Below are 17341 nucleotides of genomic sequence, written 5' to 3' on the forward strand. Positions count from 1 at the left end.
GTCTGCGGCGTGATTGATAAGGCAGGATGGAGCGGGTGAAGGGAATCGAACCCTCGTCGTAAGCTTGGGAAGCTTCTGCTCTACCATTGAGCTACACCCGCACTCAGGTGAAGCGCGAGTATACGCATAGCCGCGGGGCTAGGCAAGGCTGTGGCTGACGCAAAAGCGGCAACATGGTATTTTATGTACTGTATTTCGTATACAAAACCGCCAGGCAGGCTGTGCCGCTGGCGGTTCTGGCTTTTTAAGGGCCAGTGCGTTCCGCCCGCCTGCGCGGTGACCGCGGCCAACCTGGCCGGCACGTCGCCCGCACCCAGGGCCAGCCTACCCGGCTGCTGCAGGACCTTGCCCAAGCTACCCGCCTTGGCAAGACCGGCAACGAGCGTGTGAATCGCCATGATGCTTACCGGCATTGTGGCGCTTGCGTGGGGTGCTTACCGGCAGCCCTGTTTCGTTACCGTTTGGAAGTGAAGTCTGTATGTCTCGATCTCAATGGGGCTCGCGCCTCGGTTTTATTCTTGCTGCGGCGGGTTCCGCCATCGGCCTGGGGGCCATCTGGAAGTTTCCGTATGTGGCAGCCACCAACGGTGGTGGTGCATTCCTGTTTATTTATCTGCTGATTTGTCTGTCGGTAGGCCTGGCGTTGATGCTGGGTGAAATGGCGCTGGGCCGTGCGGCCAACAGCAATGCCATTGGCAGCTTTCGCCAGCTTGGCGGCCGCGCTTGGCCGTGGGTGGGCTTTACCGGCGTGCTGGTGTGTTTCCTGATTTACTCTTTTTATAGTGTGGTGGGTGGCTGGACCATCGCCTACATCGGCAAGTCGCTTGGCGGCAGCATCCTGACCAGCGACGCCAAAGTGCTGGGCGATACGTTTAATGGCTTTATTACCGACCCGGTGCAGCCGCTGATCTACCACGGTCTGTTTGCCGGCCTGACGCTGGCGGTGGTACTGGGCGGCGTGCAGAAGGGTATCGAGAACCTGTCCAAGTTTCTGATGCCTGCGCTGTTTGTGCTGATGCTGGTGCTGATCGTGCGCGGCCTCACGCTGCCTGGCGCCATGGATGGCCTGCTGTATTTCCTGACGCCGGATTTCAGCAAAGTCACCGGTAATATGTTGGTAGACGCCATGGGCTTGGCGTTTTTCTCGCTGTCGCTGGGTATGGGTGTGATGATTACCTACGGCTCTTACGTTGGCCGCGACACCCCGCTGCTGGGCTCCTCGCTATGGGTGATTGCGCTTACCGTGATGACCTGCTTCCTGGCGGGCTTGATGGTGCTGCCTGCGGTGTTTGCTTTTGGCTTTGACCCGTCCGCAGGCCCGGGCCTGACCTTTATCACCATGCCGGCGGTGTTTGCGCAGATGGCCGGTGGCCAGCTGTTTGCCGTGCTGTTCTTCTGCTTGCTGCTGGTGGCGGCGCTGACGTCGTCGGTATCGCTGCTGGAGGTGGTGGTGAGTGCGGTAATGGACGAGTTCAAGCTGCCGCGCCGCCGTGCTGCGCTGCTGGTATCCGCAGGCGTGTTTTTGCTGGGCATTCCGGCATCGCTGTCGCTGGGCATCTGGAGCGAATACACCGTGTTCGGCAAAGGGTTTTTCGACCTGCTGGATTACGTCACGTCTAATGTGCTGATGCCTTTGGGTGAAGTCTTGCTGGCTGTTTTTGTCGGTTGGCGCGTATGGCCGGTAGTGCAAGGCCAGCTGGCCGCTGGCAGGCAGACCCCGGTGTGGCTGCGGGCCATGCGCGGCTTCTGCCGCTACGTGGCACCGGTGTTGATTCTGGGCATTCTGGTACACAATCTGTAATGCACATCCAAACGGCGTTACCCTGCGGGGTACGCCGTTTTTCATGATAAGGAGCATGGCGCATGAGCAAACTGTTGATTCTCTATACCGGTGGCACCATCGGCATGGCGCCCACCCCCGCTGGCCTGGCACCTGTGCCGGGCTACCTGCCGGCGCAGCTGCAGCGCCTGGCGCGCGAAGGCGTGAGCTGGGACGTGGTGGAGTACCCGCAACTGATCGACTCGTCGGCCATTACCGTGGCCGACTGGCAAAAGCTGGTGGCCGACCTGGCTGCCGCTTACGAGCGCTACGACGGTTTTGTGGTGATTCATGGCACCGACACCATGGCCTACACCGCCAGCGTGCTGGCCTTTGCGCTGGAAAACCTGGCCAAACCGGTGATTGTGACCGGCTCGCAGCTGCCGCTGGGCCACCCGCGCAGCGACGGCTGGGGCAACCTGGCCGACGCCATCGAGGCGGCGTGCCAGCCGGCACTGCACGAGGTTGCCATCGCCTTTAACCGCCTGCTGCTGCGCGGCTGCCGTGCGCGCAAGGTAGACGCCGCCAGCTTTGCTGGTTTCGATAGCCCGAACGCTACGCCGCTGGCCCGCTTTGGCATTCACGCAGACTGGGACACCGCGCAGTGGCGCCGTGGCAGTGGCGCCTTCCGCGCCGTGCAGCCGCAGCCGGCCAGCATCCGCAGTGGCTTCTTGCTGCCAGGCAGCATGGCCGGTGATTTTGGCCGCTGGTTGGCCGCAGATACCCCGCAGGCCGCCATCCTGCATAGCTACGGCAACGGCAACACGCCGGCCGACGCCGCCCTGCTGGACGGCGTGCGCACCGCCAGCGCGCGCGGCTGCCTGGTGGTGAACCTGACGCAGTGTGGCAAAGGCGCGGTAGAGGTGGGCGCGTACGCGGCCAGCCAGCCGCTGGCGCAAGCCGGTGCCTTGGCCGGTGGCGACATGACGCCGGAAGCGGCCAACGCCAAGCTGCTGTATCTGTTGTCGCAAGGCCTGTCTGCACCCGCTTTGCGCCAGGCCTGGGCGGCGAACCTGCGTGGTGAAGTTACGCAGGCTGATTAAAAAATGGTCAGCTCTGGAAAAGCATTGTGCCTCATAGGCTTAGCACATCTGTCCACAGTCACCCCACAGCGCTTTCCAGCGCTGGCGTGCATAAAGCACGGTGGGTGATTAAAAAATAGTCATCCGCGCTTTGTGCCTGCCGTATCAATGACTTGTCTGTCTTTTCCACAGCCCGCCCACACCCTTGCTCCCACAGGGTGTGGGCGTTTTGCCGTGTTACCCGGCTTGGGGCTGTTTATCAAGGTGCGGGTTGGGCACTGGCAGCCTGGTGTGCAGGGTTCTGCTTAAAAAATAGGCTGATCCGTGTTTGTTTCTATAAATCATGGGCTTGTACCACTTTTCCACAGTCCGCCCACACCCTTGCTCCCACAGGATGTGGGCGTTTTTACGCATACTGTGGATAGCCGGCCCTGTGGCGTTGGCCTGTGCTGCAGGCGGGTAACAGGGCAGGGCGGTTGCCGCGTATAATAGGTGGGATATGTCTGACGTTTGCCCCCCCGTACGCATTGCCATTGTCGGCCCGGAATCCTGTGGTAAAAGCACCTTGGCCGCGCAGCTGGCCAAGCGGCTGCAGCAACACGGCGTGGCGGCGGTAGCGGTAGCCGAGTACGCCCGAGCGTACTATGCCACCCGGCCCTACCAGCCCAGTGCCGCCGATATCCTGGCTATTGCCCGCGGCCAGCTGGCCGCCGAGCAAGCCGCCTGCGACGCCGGTGCCAGGGTACTGCTGTGCGACACCACGGTGCTGACCTGCCGCATCTGGGCCGAGGTGGCCTTTGGCCAGGCCGAGCCGGCACTGCTGGCGCTGAACCAGCCGCACGGCTACGCGCTGACGCTGCTGGCGGCACCCGACCTGCCGTGGCAGCCGGACCCGCTACGCAGCCACCCCGATAGCCGTGACTGGCTGTTTGGCCTGTACCGCACGGCGTTGCAGGCGGCGGATGTGCCGTATCAGCTGGTGGCGGGGCAGGGGGCGCAACGCGAGGCGGCTGCGTGGGCGGCACTACGGTGTGCATTGCCGCAGCTGCCTGTTTTTTAGGCAGCATTGGCTTTCGCCTTACCGCTCAGCCAGTTAGCTGTGTTGTCCACAGCCGGTGCACAAGCCTGTCCCGCTGCGGTGTGGAAAGTAAAAACGGGCTGATGAAAAAATAGTCAGCCAGAAAATGGTAATAACAAACAAAGGCTTGTGGCGCTTGTCCACAGCCGGCACACAGCCCTGTCAAAAGGTGGTGTGTACAACCTACTGTGAACAGAACCATGAACGAAGTCTACGAACTGAGCGGCGACTACATCCCGCTGTGCGACTTGTTGAAAACCTGCGGGGTGTGTGACACCGGCGGCATGGCCAAGCACTTTATTGCCGAGGGCAACGTGCTGGTAGATGGCCAGGTAGAGCTGCGCAAGACCAACAAGATTCGCGTCGGCCAGCTGGTGTCCGGCGACGGCTTCACCATCAAGGTGGTAGCCGCAGCGTGAGTACCCTGCAAGCCATCGGCCCCGAGTCGTTCGACGACGACTTCGACCCGCAGCCAGAGGCACCCGATACGCCGGACGATTACGCCTGCTGCCATAGCGGCTGTCAGCCTTGTGTCTGGGATATTTATGATTCTGCGGTCAGCGAGTACCGCCAGAAGCTAGCCGCCTGGCAGCTGCGCGAAGTCGCACGCCAGGCCCGCGCGGCAAACAAAGGCCCCGATGAACAGCATTGATCTGCACTTTCACTCCACCGCCTCCGACGGTGGCCTGGCCCCGGCCGAGGTGATCCGCCGTGCCGCCGAGCGCGGTGCCACCCTGCTGGCGCTGACCGACCACGACTGCACCGCCGGCCTGGCCGAGGCGGCCGCCACCGCATCTGCCTGCGGTGTGCCTTTCCTGAATGGTGTCGAGGTGTCGGTGAGCTGGCAGCAGCGCCATACCGTGCACATCGTTGGCCTGGGCATCGATGCGGCCAACCCGGTGCTGCAAGCCGGGCTCAAGTCCATTCGCGACGGCCGTGTGGAGCGTGCGCGCCAGATGTCGGCCTCGCTGGAAAAAGCCGGTATCCACGGCGCATTTGACGGCGCCATGCAGTTTGCCGGCAACCCGGAAATGGTTGGCCGCACCCACTTTGCCCGTTTTCTGGTGCAAAGCGGCGAGGTGAAAGACGTGAAAACCGTGTTCCGCAAATACCTGACCAACGGCAAGCCCGGCTACGTACCGCACGAGTGGGCCAGCCTGGAAGACGCGGTAGCGTGGATACGCGCGGCGGGCGGTATGGCGGTGATTGCCCACCCGGGGCGCTACGATATGGGGCGCACGCTGATCGAGCGGCTGATTCTGGACTTCAAGACCGCTGGCGGCGAGGGCATAGAAATCGCCAGCGGTAGCCATAGCCTGGACGACATGATCAAGTTTGCCCTGCACGCCCAGCGCCATGAGCTGTACGCCAGCGCCGGCAGCGATTTTCACGCGCCAGGCGAGGGCGGGCGCGACGTAGGCAGCACTCAGCCGCTGCCCCCCATTTGCCAGCCGGTCTGGCTACCGTTGGCCGCGCGTATCCAGCAGCCTGCGGCCAACCCTGCAGCCAACCTAGCGAGCTAATGCCATGTCCCAGTTTTTCATGATTCACCCGGAAAACCCGCAGGCGCGCCTGATTCGCGAAGCGGCCAAGATTATTCGCGACGGCGGCGTGGTGGTGTACCCCACCGACTCCTGTTACGCGCTGGGCTGCCACCTGGGCGACAAGAAAGCCATGGAGCGCCTGCTGGCCATCCGCCAGATCGACCTCAAGCACCACCTGACGCTGGTGTGCGCAGACCTGTCCTCGCTGGCCAGCTACGCCCGTGTGGATAACGCGCAGTTCCGCCTGCTGAAGGCGGCTACGCCGGGCAGCTTCACCTTCATTCTGGAAGCCAGCCGCGACGTACCCAAGCGCACGCTGCACCCCAAACGCGCCACCATCGGCCTGCGCGTGCCGGACCACGCGGTAGCGCTGGCGCTGCTGGAAGAGCTGGGCGAGCCCATTTTGTCCTGTACGCTGCAGCTGCCGGGGGACGACGCGCCACTGACCGACCCGTACGAGATCCGCGAGCGGCTGGAACATCTGGTCGATCTGGTGATCGATGGAGGCTGGTGTGGCACCGAGCCCACCACTGTCATCGACATGACCGACGGCGTGGCGCTGATTCGCCAGGGCAAGGGCGACCCCGCGCGCCTGGGTCTGTAAACCTGCAAGGACCGCATCTTGGAAGAACTCAACCTGATCCAGAAGATTTCCGTATACGCACTGCCGGTATTGTTTGCCATTACCCTGCACGAAGCCGCGCACGCCTACGTGGCCAAGTACTGGGGCGACAACACCGCCTACAATCTGGGCCGCGTATCGCTGAACCCGCTGCGCCACATCGACCTGGTGGGCACCATCCTGCTGCCACTGATGTGCCTGGCGGTAGGCGGTTTCCTGTTTGGCTGGGCCAAGCCGGTGCCGGTGCGCTTTGGCAACCTGCGCAATGTGCGCGCCGGCATGCGCTGGGTAGCGGCTGCCGGCCCGCTGGCCAACTTTGCCATGGCAGTGCTGTGGGTACTGCTATTCAAGCTGGCCGTGGTGATGAACAACAGCTACAGCGAGCCGCTGGCGCTGATGAGCCAGGCCGGTATCGGCATTAATGTGGTGCTGATGGTGCTGAACCTGATGCCGCTGCTGCCGCTGGATGGTGGCCGTATCGTGGAAAGCCTGCTGCCGCCGGGCCTGGCGTACCAGTATTCCCGCCTGGAGCCGTACGGCATGTGGATCCTGCTGGCGCTGGTATTTACCCGCACGCTGTCGCCCATCCTGAGTCCGTTTATCGAAATCGTACTGAACCTGCTCTACCTGCTGGTAAGAGCCTGACCTTTTTCTGAAAGCCATACATGTTTGCCAACCGTATCCTTTCCGGCATGCGCCCTACGGGCAGCCTGCACCTGGGCCACTACCACGGCGTGATCAAGAACTGGGTAGAGCTGCAGCACAGCCACGAATGCTTCTTCATGGTGGCCGACTGGCACGCGCTGACCACCAACTTTGACGACGTTTCCATCATCGGCAAGTCCATCAACGAGATGGTCATCGACTGGTTGGCTTCCGGCGTAGACCCGGAAAAGTCCACCATCTTCGTGCAGTCCAAAGTGCCGCAGCACGCCGAGCTGCACCTGGCACTGTCCATGGTGACACCGCTGGGCTGGCTGGAGCGCGTGCCCACCTACAAAGACCAGATGGACAAGCTCAGCCACAAGGACCTCACCACCTACGGCTTCCTGGGCTACCCGCTGCTGCAGGCCGCCGACATTCTGGTATACAAGGCCGGCCTGGTGCCGGTGGGCGAAGACCAGGTGCCGCACATCGAGCTGACCCGCGAAGTAGCGCGCCGCTTCAACCACATGTTCGGCCGCGAGCCAAACTTTGAAGAGCTGGCCAAGGCTGCCGTCAAAAAAATCGGCAAGGCCGGCAAACAGTTCGAGCAGCTGCGCACCGCCTACCTGCAGGACGGCAACGCCGAGTCGCTGGAAAAAGCGCGCGAGATCTTGGCGCAAAGCCAGAACCTGGGCGGCGCCGACCGCGAGCGCCTGATGGGCTGGCTGGAAAACAAGGGCAAGATCATTCTGCCGGAGTGCGAGGCAAAGCTGACCGCCGCCTCCAAAATGCCGGGCCTGGACGGGCAGAAGATGTCCAAGTCCTACGGCAACACCATCACCATGCGCGAAGCGCCGGAGGCGGTAACCAAGAAAATCCGCGGCATGCCCACCGACCCGGCACGCGTGCGCCGCACCGACGCCGGCAACCCGAGCCGTTGCCCGGTATGGCAGCTGCACGAGGTATATAGCGACGGCACCACCAAAGAATGGGTGAAAGCCGGCTGTACCAGCGCCGGCATCGGTTGTCTGGACTGCAAGCAGCCGGTGATCGACGCCGTGGTGCGTGAGCAGCAGCCGATGTTCGAGCGCGCCGAAAAATACCTGAGCAACCCCAAGTTGGTGCAGGAGATTCTGGCCGAAGGCAACGCCCGTGCCGAGCAGGTGGCGCGCGCCACCATGAACGACGTGCGTCAGGCCATGGGGCTGGGCTACTAAGCGCTAGCCAGGGTTGGCCGCAGCCACATGCGGCCAACCCTGTCACGCGACAAGGCCGCTACCGGCACACGCCGGCAGCGGCCTTGCCGCATTGTGCTTGCGAAACGGCTGGCCGAGTATGCCGCCACCTGCCGCGTGGCCAGGCAAGCTGGCGTACAATAGCGGCCCATGGCGTAGCACGCCTGTTTAACCCATGCACACCGTCTGCCACGCCCCGGCGGCAGACACGAGACACCATGACCGACACCGACTTCCAGCTTACGCCCCCCGCCTTGCCCGCCAGCGTGCCCATCGCCCACGTTTTCGGCCAGCCGGTGCTGGAAGTGCCGCAAGACCTGTTTATCCCCCCCGACGCGCTGCAGCTGATTCTGGAAAGCTTCGAAGGCCCGCTCGACCTGCTGCTCTACCTTATCCGCAAGCAGAACCTGGACGTGCTCAACATCCCCATGGCTGAGGTTACCGCGCAGTACATGGGCTATATCGATGCCATGCGCGACGGCCGGCTGGAGCTGGCCGCCGAATACCTGCTGATGGCCGCGCTGCTGATCGAAATCAAATCGCGCCTGCTGCTGCCGCGCCCGCCGGTAGAAGGCGAAGACGACCCGGACGACCCGCGTGCCGAGCTGGTGCGCCGCCTGCTGGAGTACGAGCAAATGAAGCTGGCCGCGCTGGCGCTGGACAAGCTGCCGCAAGCCGACCGCGACTTTGCCTGGCTAGCCGTGCTGGTAGAGCAGTCTGCCGAGCAACGCCTGCCCGACGTCAGCCCGCTGGACCTGCGCCAGGCCTGGCTGGCCATCCTGTCGCGCGCCAAGCACAACCGCCACCACAAGGTAGAAAAAGACGAGCTATCGGTACGCGAGCAAATGAGCTGGATCCTGCGCTACCTGGACGGCCGCGACTACGTGGCGTTTGAAGAGCTGTTCGACATCCACAAAGGCGTCGCCCACCTGGTGGTGAACTTCATCGCCGTGCTGGAGCTGGTGAAAGAGGGCATGATCAAGGTCAGCCAGGACGAACCGTACCAGCCCATCTACGTGCGCCTCGCGCTGGTGTAGCGATAGATACCCCTCATCCGGATAAGGCAGCATCGCATCCGGGGTATCTTCTTGCGGCCAACCTTACTGTTGCTGCCAATCACACCCATGGCGCTAACTATGGCAACGCCACGCGCACGCATTACTGAAGCACTACCCACTCAAACGAAAGCCCCCATGCGTACCTTTGCCCTGTTTGTTGTGACCGCGCTAGCCGAAATCATCGGTTGCTATTTGCCGTGGCTGTGGCTGAAGCAGGGCGCGTCGGCGTGGCTGCTGCTGCCGGCGGCGGCCAGCCTGGCGCTGTTTGCCTGGCTGCTCACGCTGCACCCGGATGCGTCCGGCCGCATTTACGCCGCCTATGGCGGGGTGTACGTCAGCGTGGCGCTGCTGTGGTTGTGGGCGGTGGACGGCGTGCGGCCAACCCTGTGGGATGCCGCTGGCGTAGCACTATGTCTGGCAGGGATGTTGGTGATCATGCTGGCGCCGCGTAGCTAGCTTGCTAGCCCAAGTGGATAAACGCTACGATATCGATAAATGGCCAACAGGTGACCATCATGCGTATCGAAGCCGCCAGCGTGCTGCACAGCCATGCTTACCCCGCGTATTTCCAGCAGTGCCGCGCTGCCGGTTGCAGCCATTACCGCGATAGCGATGACAGCGCGGCGGTGTTTTACCAACGCGTGCTGGACCGAGCCGCCGGACGCCATCTGCCGCCAGGCGAGCTGCCTACCCAGACCTGGTTTGCGCTGGACGCGCAGGGCGGCATTTTGGGCACCATCCGCCTGCGGCACGGATGCACGCCGTTCATTCTCGATCACAGCGGCCATATCGGTTACGAAGTGCACCCGGCAGCACGGGGGCGTGGCGTGGCCGGCAGCCTGCTGGCGTACGTGCAGCGCCACGGCGCACCGCAACTTGACGGCGGTTGGCTGATAACCTGCGACGATGACAACGCCGCTTCGCAACGCGTGATCAGCCGCGCCGGTGGCGTGCTGCTCACCGCCACGGCGCAGGGGCCGGGCGAGGCGTGGCTGCGCTACTATCATTTGCCGTCGCGCAGGTATTGAAACAGCCGTACCGGCGGGCAAAAAATCGTGTAAAATCCGCGCCTTCCGTTCTGCTTTGCCCGTTTCGTGGCTGTCATGTCCACCATTACCGACCTCAATTACCTGAAGATCGTGCTGGAAACCGCCCTGCTTACCGCGCAGGAGCCGTTAACTGTGGGCCAGCTGAAAAAGCTGTTCACCGAAGACGTGAAAGCGGCCTTGATCAATGACATCCTGGACGAGGTGCAGCAAAACTGGAAAGGCCGCGGGGTAGAGCTGGTGAAACTGGCTTCCGGCTGGCGCTTTCGCGCTCGCGCCGAATTTACCCCGTACCTGGCACGGCTTACGCCGGAAAAGCCGCCGCGTTATTCGCGCGCGGTCATGGAAACACTGGCCATCATCGCCTATAAACAGCCGGTTACCCGTGGCGATATCGAAGCCATACGCGGTGTATCGGTGTCTACCAGTGTGATGCAGACCCTGCTGGAGCGGGGCTGGATCGAAGTCATCGGGCACAAGGACGTGCCCGGACGCCCGGGGCTATACGCCAGCACGCACAAGTTTCTCGACGACCTCGGGTTTCATACCCTGCGTGATTTGCCGCCTTTGGCCGAGCTGTCCACCCTGGTGGTCAGCGAGCCGGCGCCACCGGACGAAGAGCCCCTCGCTGATGAGGCGCCCCAATAAGCGCATCGCCCACACCGGCCCCGCCGGGCAAGGCCATGCCGGGAAGGTAGTACTCAGCCTGCGCACGCAGCTGCCTTCCGCACAGCTAAACAGGAAACACCATGTCTAAAGGACAACGCAATACCTCCCGCCAACCCGTGGCCCGCGTACGCGGCCAGGAAAGCGGCCAACCTCGCCAGCCCGATATGGGCCGCAGCGGTGGCGGCAGCAAGCCGTCCGGCCGTGGCAAACCCACCGGCAGCTTTCTGACCCCGCGCAACGCCCCGGCTGCGCCGCAGGGCAAACCGGCACCGGCTGCGCGCCGTGAAGCCGCGCCGATCAACCCGGAAGGCCGTCGCGCCCCGGTAAACTACGATACCCGCCGCGCCGCGCCCGTACGTGGCGAGGCCGCGCTGCAGCACGAGCGCCGCTTTGGCAATAAAAACGCCGCCATGCCGGCTACCGATGCACCGCAGCCGGAATTCGGCAAGGCCCGCCGCGAAGGCCCGGCCCCGAAAGTACAGCGTGCCAAGAAGCTGGCACTGCGTGCTCCTAAGCAGGAAATCGTCGACCGCTCCGCCCGCCTGCGCGAAACCCGCGTGGACTACAGCAAGATCGAGCCGATCCGCCTGCAAAAAGCGTTGGCCGCATCCGGTGTGGGCTCGCGCCGTGAAATGGAAGAGTGGATCGAAGCCGGCTTTATCACGGTAAACGGTAAAAAAGCCGCGCTGGGCGACAAGGTTGGCCCGCAAGACCGCGTCACTGCCAAAGGCAACCCGATCAAGCTGAAGTGGGCCGACCGCCTGCCACGCGTGATCATGTACCACAAGCAGGAAGGCGAAATCGTTACCCGTGACGACCCGGAAGGCCGCGTCACCGTGTTCGACCGCCTGCCGCAAGCCAAATCCAGCCGTTGGGTAGCTATTGGTCGCCTGGACGTGAACACCTCCGGCCTGCTGCTGATTACCACCAGCGGCGAGCTGGCCAACCGCATGATGCACCCTAGCTTCGAGTTCGACCGCGAGTACTCGGTACGCGTGCTGGGCGAGCTGACCCGCGAGCAGATGCAGGAAATGACCAAAGGCGTGGAGCTGGAAGACGGCCCGGCAGTGTTCCAGCGCGTTAGCGAAAAAGGTGGCGCGGAAGAGGGCGCCAACCGCTGGTACAACGTGGTGATCCGCGAAGGCCGTAACCGCGAAGTGCGCCGCATGTTCGAACACTTCGGCCTTACCGTCAGCCGCCTGATCCGCGTGCGTTTTGGTAACATCGGCTTGCCTCCGCGCCTGAAGCGTGGCCAGTACTACGAGCTGAACGAGGCGGAAGTGGCAGCGGTAATGAAATGGGCGGGCCTGACGGCGACCGGCCAGGCCAAAACCGGCAAGCGCGACTAGACATCACGCTGATAACGCCTCCGCTGTTGCGGGGGCGTTTTGTTTTTGTAACGAGGTAACCATGAGCAAGGCCTTTACCCGAGAGCAGGACGAAGACGCCGACGACGATCTGCCGGCAGAGCAGCGCCTGCCTGCGTCAACCAAGAACTACATTACCCCCGCCGGCTGGGAGCGGTTGCGCCAGGAGCTGAACCAGCTGGTGAAGCACGAGCGCCCGCACATGACCCAGGTGGTGAACTGGGCGGCCAGCAACGGCGACCGTTCGGAAAACGGCGATTACCTGTACGGCAAGCGCCGGCTGCGCGAGATCGACCGCCGCATCCGCTTTCTGACCAAACGGCTGGAAATCGCCGAAGTGGTGGACCCGGAGCGGCGCGAAGCCTGCGACCAGGTATTCTTTGCTGCCACGGTGGACATCCTGCGCGGCAACGGCAACGAGCAGACGCTGAGCATTGTCGGCGTGGACGAGATCGACCTGTCGCGCGGCCATATCAGCTGGATTTCGCCGATCGCCCGCGTGCTGCTGAAGGCACGAGAAGGGGACACCGTGTATTTCCGTGGCCCGGATGGCGAGGAAGAGATCGAGATTCTGGCGGTGCGCTATCAGCGCATCGGGGATTAAGGCTGTCTATTGTATGCAGTAGTGGGAGTCGTGCAGGGTGGCTGGCGCGGTAGCCAGCGGGTTGGCCGCTCAGGTTTGCGGGCGGGCCATGACCTGGTTTACCTTCAGCCAGCCTTCGGTGGCTTGCTGGCCGGCTTCGCCAAAGGCCTGCAGCAGCAGGCGCGCCTGCTCGCGATGCAGGGCTTCTTCCAGCTTGCGGCCTTCTTCGGTCAGGCGCAGTTCTTTCACGCGCTTGTCGTGCTCGGCGGTGCCGGCTTCTACCAGATCCATTTCCATCAGCTGGCGTAACGGAATATTGATGGCCTGTTTGGTCACGCCCAGACAGGCCAGCAGGTCTTTTACCGACAGCCCGGGGTGTAGCGCCACAAAAAACAGGATGCGGTGGTGCACGCGTGCCAGGCCGCGTTTGGCCAGCATTTCGTCCGGCTTGTCGGTAAAGGCCTGATAGGCATGAAAAAACGCCTTCATCGCATCGCGTAACAATGTGTTTGTGGGGGTGGAATTCATGTTGACGTGCTCGTCACAAAGCGTTAATTTGGTCAAACAATTTGACTAAAAACAATACGTGTCTGCCAAGGAGAGTAACATGTTTTCAGAACGCATCGAACGCCTGTCCGGCTCGCTGATCCGCGAGATTCTCGCCGCTGCACAGCGCCCGGAGGTGATTTCGTTTGCCGGTGGCCTGCCTGCGGCAGACTGTTTGCCCAAGCTGGATTTCAGTGGCGTACCGCCACATCTGGCGCAGTACGGCACCAGCGAAGGCGAGCCGGAATTCCGCGCCGCCATCGTACAGGAGCTGGCGCGTATCGGCCTGGATATCGATGCTTCGCAGGTGTTGGTGCTGTCCGGTAGCCAGCAGGCGCTGGATCTGGCAGCCAAGCTGTTCATCGATCCGCACACCCCGGTGATTACCGAAGGCCCGACTTACCTGGCTGCACTGCAGGTATTCAAGCTGTTTGGCGCCGACATTACTACCGTACAACAAGAGCAGGGCCAGCTGCCGCCAGCCAAGCTGGCCGAGGCGATTGCCGCCAGCCAGGCCAAACTGGCCTACCTGATTCCGTCGTTCCAGAACCCGTCTGGTGCGTGCTATAGCGAAGAAACCCGCCGCGGCCTGGCCGAGGTGATTGATGCGGCCAACATGCCGGTGATCGAGGATGACCCGTACCGCGCGTTGTCTTACGATGGCGAAGCCCCGCGCCCACTGGTAACGCACCTGAAAAAAGCGCCGTGGATCTACTGTGGTTCCTTCTCCAAAACGCTGGCGCCAGGCCTGCGTATCGGTTACATGGTGGCTTCGCCCGAGCTGATGCCTTACCTGCTGAAGCTGAAACAGGCTGCCGACCTGCACACCAACCGCCTGGGCCAGTGGTTCAACACCCAGTGGCTGAACAGCGGCGACTACGTTGGCCACCTCAAAGAGCTGCAGCAAAGCTACAAGGTTGGCCGCGACGCCATGCAAACCGCGCTGGAAACCCACTTTGCCGACCTGGCCGACTGGCTGGTACCGCAAGGTGGCCTGTTCTTCTGGCTCAAACTGAAGCAGCCACGCGACACTCGCCCGCTGCTGAAAGTGGCGCTGGAAGAAAATAATGTGGCCTTCATGCCGGGCGAGGCGTTTTACTCCCAGCCGGAAGAAGGTATCGGCCACCTGCGCCTGAACTTCAGCCACGCCTCGCCAGAGCGCATCGAAGAAGGCATCAAGCGCCTGGCTGGCGTGATTCGCGCCGCGCAGTAAGTATTGGGCAGGGTTGGTTGCGGCCAACCTTGGCTGGTAAAGACACAAGGCCGCCAGGCATGCCTGGCGGCCTTGTTGCATCTGAGCCTGCGGGTGCGATTCAGGCGCTGATGGCGTTGTCTTCCAGCATGGTGACGCCGGGCAGGCCGGAGCGGAATACCGCTTGCTGCAGTGTTTCGATGGCTTTTTTGCGGAAGAACTGGCGGCGCGTTACCAGCATCACGCGGCGCTGTGGCGCCGGTGCCTGGAACGGTATCACCGACAGCAGGCCTTCATCGGCAGGCGACACCGAGGTAGCCGGTAACACGGTGACGCCCATGCCACTGGCTACCATGTGGCGGATAGTGTTCAGCGAGCTGCCTTGTACCATCGATGCCAGGCTATTGCTCTGGTACTGCTTGCTGGCCACTTCGCTGCACGCTTGCAGCACCTGGTCGCGGAAGCAGTTACCCTGCGATAGCAGCAGCACGCTCTCCTCGCGCAGGTCGCAGGCCTGGATACGCTCACGCTTTTCCCATGGGTGGCCCTTGGGTGTAGCCACCATGAAGGGTTCGTCGTACAGCGGGTAGGCTTCGGTACCGGGCTCGTCGAAGGGGTCGGCTACGATGATGGCGTCCACTTCACCGCGCTTGAGCATTTCGGCCAGGCGCGAGGTGTAGTTTTCTTCCAGGATCAGCGGCATGTCCGGCGCCAGGATGCGCAGCGCCGGGATCAGCCGCGGCAGCAGGTAGGGGCTGATGGTGAAGATCACCCCCAGCTTCAGCGGCCCGGCCAGCTCGTTCTGGTGCTCGCCGGCTAGCCGTTTCACGGTTTCGGCCTCTTCCAGCACGCGCTGCGACTGCTCGATGATGCGCTCGCCGATTTCGGTGACAGACACCTCTTGCCCGCCGCGCTCAAACAGCGTCACGCCCAGCTCGTCTTCCAGCTTCTTGATGGCGATGGACAGCGTGGGCTGGCTGACAAAGCAGCTTTGCGCCGCGCGGCCAAAGTGGCGCTCGCGCGCCACTGCCACGATATAACGCAGTTCGGTAAGGGTCATGATTAGCGCTGGTGTTCCGGCAGCACGATGTTGACTTCCAGAACCTCGAAGTCGTCCTGGCGTTCTACCTGTACCTTGATGTCATCCAGGTTTACCGAGACATACTTGGAGATTACCTCCATCAGTTCGCGCTGCAGCGCGGGCAGGTAGTCTGGCGCGCTACGGCCGTTGCGTTCGTGCGCCAGGATGATCTGCAGACGTTCGCGTGCGATGGAGGCGGTTTTCTGGCGTTTGCCAAAAATCATATCGATCAGGGACATGGCTTAGCCTCCGAACAGGCGCTTGAGGAAGCCGATCTTTTCGGCTTCAAGGAAGCGCATAGGGCGGTCTTCGCCCAGGAAACGGGCAACCACGTCGGCGTAAGCTTCGGCCGCGTCGCTACCCTTCAGGTGAATGGCCGGGGTGCCGGAGTTCGAGGCTTGCAGAATGGCCTGCGATTCCGGGATCACTCCGATCAGGTTCACGCGCAGGATCTCTTTTACATCGTCCACCGACAGCATTTCGCCCTTGTCCACGCGGCTAGGGGAATAGCGGGTAATCAGCAGGTGTTCTTTTACCGGCTCGCGGCCTTCGATGGCGCGGCGGGATTTGGACGACAAAATCCCCAGGATGCGGTCGGAGTCTCGTACCGACGAGACTTCCGGGTTGGTTACCACCACGGCTTCATCGGCAAACAGCAGCGCCAGCAGCGCGCCTTTTTCGATACCGGCCGGCGAGTCGCACACAATGTACTCAAAGCCCATGTCGCCCATTTCTTTGAGGACTTTTTCCACGCCCTCTTCGGTGAGGGAGTCTTTGTCGCGGGTTTGCGAGGCCGGCATCACGTACAGGTTGTCGCAGTGCTTGTCCTTGATCAGCGTCTGGTTCAGTGTGGCTTCGCCATTGATCACATTGATCAGATCGTATACCACGCGGCGTTCGCAGCCCATGATCAAGTCCAGGTTACGCAAGCCGACGTCGAAGTCGATAACCGCGGTTTTGTGGCCACGCAGGGCCAGGCCGGATGCGAAACTGGCGCTGGTGGTGGTCTTGCCCACACCGCCTTTGCCGGAGGTAACAACAATGATTTTTGCCACGATGGTCTTCCTTGCGTCGTCGTGATTCGTGTTATTCGCCAAGCGCCGTCATGACGAGGCGCTCGTTTTCTAGATAGATTTGGGTCGGTTTGCCCTGGATGCTGTCGGGCAGTGCCTGCTCGATGGTGCGATAGACACCGGCAATGGAAACCAGCTCGGCTTGCATGCCTTGTACAAAGATGCGCGCCTGGGTATTACCACGCGCACCGGCCAGGGCTCGGCCACGCATGGGGGCATAGACATGAATGCTGCCATCGGCAATCAGCTCGGCGCCGACATTCACCGTGGCCAGCACGACCAGATCTCCCCCTTTGGCGTAGATCTGCTGGCCGGCGCGTACCGGGCGATCCACGATCAGGGTGGTGGCCGGCGCAGGGGCCGCCGCCGGTGCGGCGGGCGGTGGTGGCTCGCTGGCGGCTGGCAGCGACAGCTCGCTACGTGGGCTGGCACTGGTATTGACGTAGGCCAGGCCATGCTGGCGCGCGATTTCGGCCACGGCCATATCGCGATGGCGCAGGGCAATAATGCGAATGCCTTTGGCGAGGAACAGCGCGCGGATCTGGTCCAGGTCCAGGCTGCCCGGGGCGTCGATGGCGTCCAGATCCAGCAGAAAAGCTTCGCTTTGCGTGGCGTCGATCTTGTTGCCAAAGCGGGCTTCCAGAGCCGCCTCAAGCTGTGCGCAGTCACCGCTGCGCAACAGTACTGCCAGCAAGTCCAGGCTGGCAGATTTGATATCAAAAAGGTTGGCCGCAGGGCTCATTGTGTGGCTTCGCTACCGG

21 protein-coding genes and 1 tRNA gene are annotated in these 17341 nt (G+C 62.5%); 16 read left to right on the plus strand and 6 right to left on the minus strand.

What is annotated here, in order from left to right; translation table 11 throughout:
- Positions 1-27 precede the first annotated feature (27 nt).
- Positions 28-101 (minus strand) — tRNA-Gly (locus LCH97_RS17055).
- 377 nt (positions 102-478) lie between these two features.
- Here LCH97_RS17055 and LCH97_RS17060 point away from each other — a divergent pair.
- The 15 genes from LCH97_RS17060 to greB all read left to right on the plus strand — a co-directional run bounded on the left by LCH97_RS17060 (position 479) and on the right by greB (position 12709).
- The gene (locus LCH97_RS17060; RefSeq protein WP_227302687.1) at positions 479-1801 is read left to right on the plus strand and encodes a sodium-dependent transporter; all 1323 of its coding nucleotides are present in this window, start codon (positions 479-481) and stop codon (positions 1799-1801) included.
- A 62-nt stretch (positions 1802-1863) separates the two neighbouring features.
- Positions 1864-2862, plus strand: a complete 999-nt coding sequence (locus LCH97_RS17065; protein ID WP_227302688.1) for an asparaginase — start codon at positions 1864-1866, stop codon at positions 2860-2862.
- 478 nt (positions 2863-3340) lie between these two features.
- Positions 3341-3901: an AAA family ATPase gene (locus tag LCH97_RS17070; RefSeq protein WP_227302689.1), complete on the plus strand. Its 561-nt coding sequence runs from the start codon at positions 3341-3343 to the stop codon at positions 3899-3901.
- A gap of 218 nt (positions 3902-4119) precedes the next feature.
- Positions 4120-4338 (plus strand): RNA-binding S4 domain-containing protein, encoded by a 219-nt coding sequence (locus tag LCH97_RS17075; protein ID WP_227302690.1) that lies wholly within the window; start codon positions 4120-4122, stop codon positions 4336-4338.
- Positions 4335-4571, plus strand: coding sequence for an oxidoreductase-like domain-containing protein (locus LCH97_RS17080; protein ID WP_227302691.1), 237 nt, complete (start codon positions 4335-4337; stop codon positions 4569-4571). The genes LCH97_RS17075 and LCH97_RS17080 overlap by 4 nt, the downstream gene beginning before the upstream one ends.
- Entirely contained in the window at positions 4558-5442 is an 885-nt protein-coding gene (locus tag LCH97_RS17085) for a 3',5'-nucleoside bisphosphate phosphatase (RefSeq protein ID WP_227302692.1), read from the plus strand. Before LCH97_RS17080 ends, LCH97_RS17085 begins: the two co-directional genes overlap by 14 nt.
- A gap of 4 nt (positions 5443-5446) precedes the next feature.
- Positions 5447-6067 (plus strand): L-threonylcarbamoyladenylate synthase, encoded by a 621-nt coding sequence (locus LCH97_RS17090; RefSeq protein ID WP_227302693.1) that lies wholly within the window; start codon positions 5447-5449, stop codon positions 6065-6067.
- An 18-nt stretch (positions 6068-6085) separates the two neighbouring features.
- Positions 6086-6730, plus strand: coding sequence for a site-2 protease family protein (locus LCH97_RS17095; protein WP_227302694.1), 645 nt, complete (start codon positions 6086-6088; stop codon positions 6728-6730).
- Between the two features lie 20 nt (positions 6731-6750).
- Positions 6751-7947: a tryptophan--tRNA ligase gene (locus tag LCH97_RS17100; RefSeq protein ID WP_227302695.1), complete on the plus strand. Its 1197-nt coding sequence runs from the start codon at positions 6751-6753 to the stop codon at positions 7945-7947.
- A gap of 236 nt (positions 7948-8183) precedes the next feature.
- Entirely contained in the window at positions 8184-9002 is an 819-nt protein-coding gene (locus LCH97_RS17105; RefSeq protein ID WP_227302696.1) for a ScpA family protein, read from the plus strand.
- A 156-nt stretch (positions 9003-9158) separates the two neighbouring features.
- The gene (locus tag LCH97_RS17110) at positions 9159-9479 is read left to right on the plus strand and encodes a YnfA family protein (protein WP_017510120.1); all 321 of its coding nucleotides are present in this window, start codon (positions 9159-9161) and stop codon (positions 9477-9479) included.
- Positions 9480-9538: 59 nt separating this feature from the next.
- Complete coding sequence (locus tag LCH97_RS17115) at positions 9539-10051, plus strand: GNAT family N-acetyltransferase (protein ID WP_227302697.1); 513 nt, start codon at positions 9539-9541, stop codon at positions 10049-10051.
- 75 nt (positions 10052-10126) lie between these two features.
- Positions 10127-10717: an SMC-Scp complex subunit ScpB gene (gene scpB, locus LCH97_RS17120; protein WP_017510122.1), complete on the plus strand. Its 591-nt coding sequence runs from the start codon at positions 10127-10129 to the stop codon at positions 10715-10717.
- A 101-nt stretch (positions 10718-10818) separates the two neighbouring features.
- A complete protein-coding gene (gene rluB / locus LCH97_RS17125; protein WP_227302698.1) occupies positions 10819-12087 on the plus strand; it encodes a 23S rRNA pseudouridine(2605) synthase RluB in 1269 nt (422 codons plus the stop codon).
- A gap of 61 nt (positions 12088-12148) precedes the next feature.
- On the plus strand, positions 12149-12709 hold the full coding sequence (gene greB, locus LCH97_RS17130) for a transcription elongation factor GreB (protein WP_227302699.1): 561 nt from the start codon (positions 12149-12151) through the stop codon (positions 12707-12709).
- A gap of 69 nt (positions 12710-12778) precedes the next feature.
- Here greB and LCH97_RS17135 read toward each other — a convergent pair whose 3' ends face one another.
- Positions 12779-13216 (minus strand): MarR family winged helix-turn-helix transcriptional regulator, encoded by a 438-nt coding sequence (locus LCH97_RS17135; protein ID WP_227302700.1) that lies wholly within the window; start codon positions 13214-13216, stop codon positions 12779-12781.
- Between the two features lie 79 nt (positions 13217-13295).
- Between LCH97_RS17135 and LCH97_RS17140 the strand changes: the two genes are divergently transcribed.
- Entirely contained in the window at positions 13296-14447 is a 1152-nt protein-coding gene (locus LCH97_RS17140) for a PLP-dependent aminotransferase family protein (RefSeq protein ID WP_227302701.1), read from the plus strand.
- A 100-nt stretch (positions 14448-14547) separates the two neighbouring features.
- Here the strand turns inward: LCH97_RS17140 and LCH97_RS17145 are convergent, their stop codons facing one another.
- The 4 genes from LCH97_RS17145 to minC are packed head-to-tail and all read right to left on the minus strand — an operon-like array spanning position 14548 to position 17322.
- Positions 14548-15486, minus strand: a complete 939-nt coding sequence (locus LCH97_RS17145; RefSeq protein WP_227302702.1) for a LysR substrate-binding domain-containing protein — start codon at positions 15484-15486, stop codon at positions 14548-14550.
- Positions 15487-15488: 2 nt separating this feature from the next.
- Complete coding sequence (gene minE, locus LCH97_RS17150) at positions 15489-15746, minus strand: cell division topological specificity factor MinE (RefSeq protein ID WP_017510129.1); 258 nt, start codon at positions 15744-15746, stop codon at positions 15489-15491.
- Between the two features lie 3 nt (positions 15747-15749).
- Positions 15750-16562, minus strand: coding sequence for a septum site-determining protein MinD (minD, locus tag LCH97_RS17155; RefSeq protein ID WP_017510130.1), 813 nt, complete (start codon positions 16560-16562; stop codon positions 15750-15752).
- Positions 16563-16593: 31 nt separating this feature from the next.
- Positions 16594-17322, minus strand: a complete 729-nt coding sequence (gene minC / locus LCH97_RS17160; RefSeq protein WP_227302703.1) for a septum site-determining protein MinC — start codon at positions 17320-17322, stop codon at positions 16594-16596.
- Between the last annotated feature and the right edge of the window lie 19 nt (positions 17323-17341).

The organism is Vogesella sp. XCS3, assembly GCF_020616155.1.
In the GTDB taxonomy this organism is placed as follows: Bacteria; Pseudomonadota; Gammaproteobacteria; order Burkholderiales; family Chromobacteriaceae; genus Vogesella.

Coding starts and splice junctions, on each gene's coding strand:
- LCH97_RS17065 (WP_227302688.1), top strand. CDS start 1,864: ATGAGCAAACTGTTGATTCTCTATACCGGTGGCACCATCGGCATGGCG.
- minC (WP_227302703.1), bottom strand. CDS start 17,322: ATGAGCCCTGCGGCCAACCTTTTTGATATCAAATCTGCCAGCCTGGAC.
- LCH97_RS17070 (WP_227302689.1), top strand. CDS start 3,341: ATGTCTGACGTTTGCCCCCCCGTACGCATTGCCATTGTCGGCCCGGAA.
- LCH97_RS17135 (WP_227302700.1), bottom strand. CDS start 13,216: ATGAATTCCACCCCCACAAACACATTGTTACGCGATGCGATGAAGGCG.
- LCH97_RS17110 (WP_017510120.1), top strand. CDS start 9,159: ATGCGTACCTTTGCCCTGTTTGTTGTGACCGCGCTAGCCGAAATCATC.
- LCH97_RS17075 (WP_227302690.1), top strand. CDS start 4,120: ATGAACGAAGTCTACGAACTGAGCGGCGACTACATCCCGCTGTGCGAC.
- LCH97_RS17085 (WP_227302692.1), top strand. CDS start 4,558: ATGAACAGCATTGATCTGCACTTTCACTCCACCGCCTCCGACGGTGGC.
- scpB (WP_017510122.1), top strand. CDS start 10,127: ATGTCCACCATTACCGACCTCAATTACCTGAAGATCGTGCTGGAAACC.
- LCH97_RS17060 (WP_227302687.1), top strand. CDS start 479: ATGTCTCGATCTCAATGGGGCTCGCGCCTCGGTTTTATTCTTGCTGCG.
- rluB (WP_227302698.1), top strand. CDS start 10,819: ATGTCTAAAGGACAACGCAATACCTCCCGCCAACCCGTGGCCCGCGTA.
- LCH97_RS17140 (WP_227302701.1), top strand. CDS start 13,296: ATGTTTTCAGAACGCATCGAACGCCTGTCCGGCTCGCTGATCCGCGAG.
- LCH97_RS17105 (WP_227302696.1), top strand. CDS start 8,184: ATGACCGACACCGACTTCCAGCTTACGCCCCCCGCCTTGCCCGCCAGC.
- LCH97_RS17100 (WP_227302695.1), top strand. CDS start 6,751: ATGTTTGCCAACCGTATCCTTTCCGGCATGCGCCCTACGGGCAGCCTG.
- LCH97_RS17115 (WP_227302697.1), top strand. CDS start 9,539: ATGCGTATCGAAGCCGCCAGCGTGCTGCACAGCCATGCTTACCCCGCG.
- minE (WP_017510129.1), bottom strand. CDS start 15,746: ATGTCCCTGATCGATATGATTTTTGGCAAACGCCAGAAAACCGCCTCC.
- greB (WP_227302699.1), top strand. CDS start 12,149: ATGAGCAAGGCCTTTACCCGAGAGCAGGACGAAGACGCCGACGACGAT.
- LCH97_RS17090 (WP_227302693.1), top strand. CDS start 5,447: ATGTCCCAGTTTTTCATGATTCACCCGGAAAACCCGCAGGCGCGCCTG.
- LCH97_RS17145 (WP_227302702.1), bottom strand. CDS start 15,486: ATGACCCTTACCGAACTGCGTTATATCGTGGCAGTGGCGCGCGAGCGC.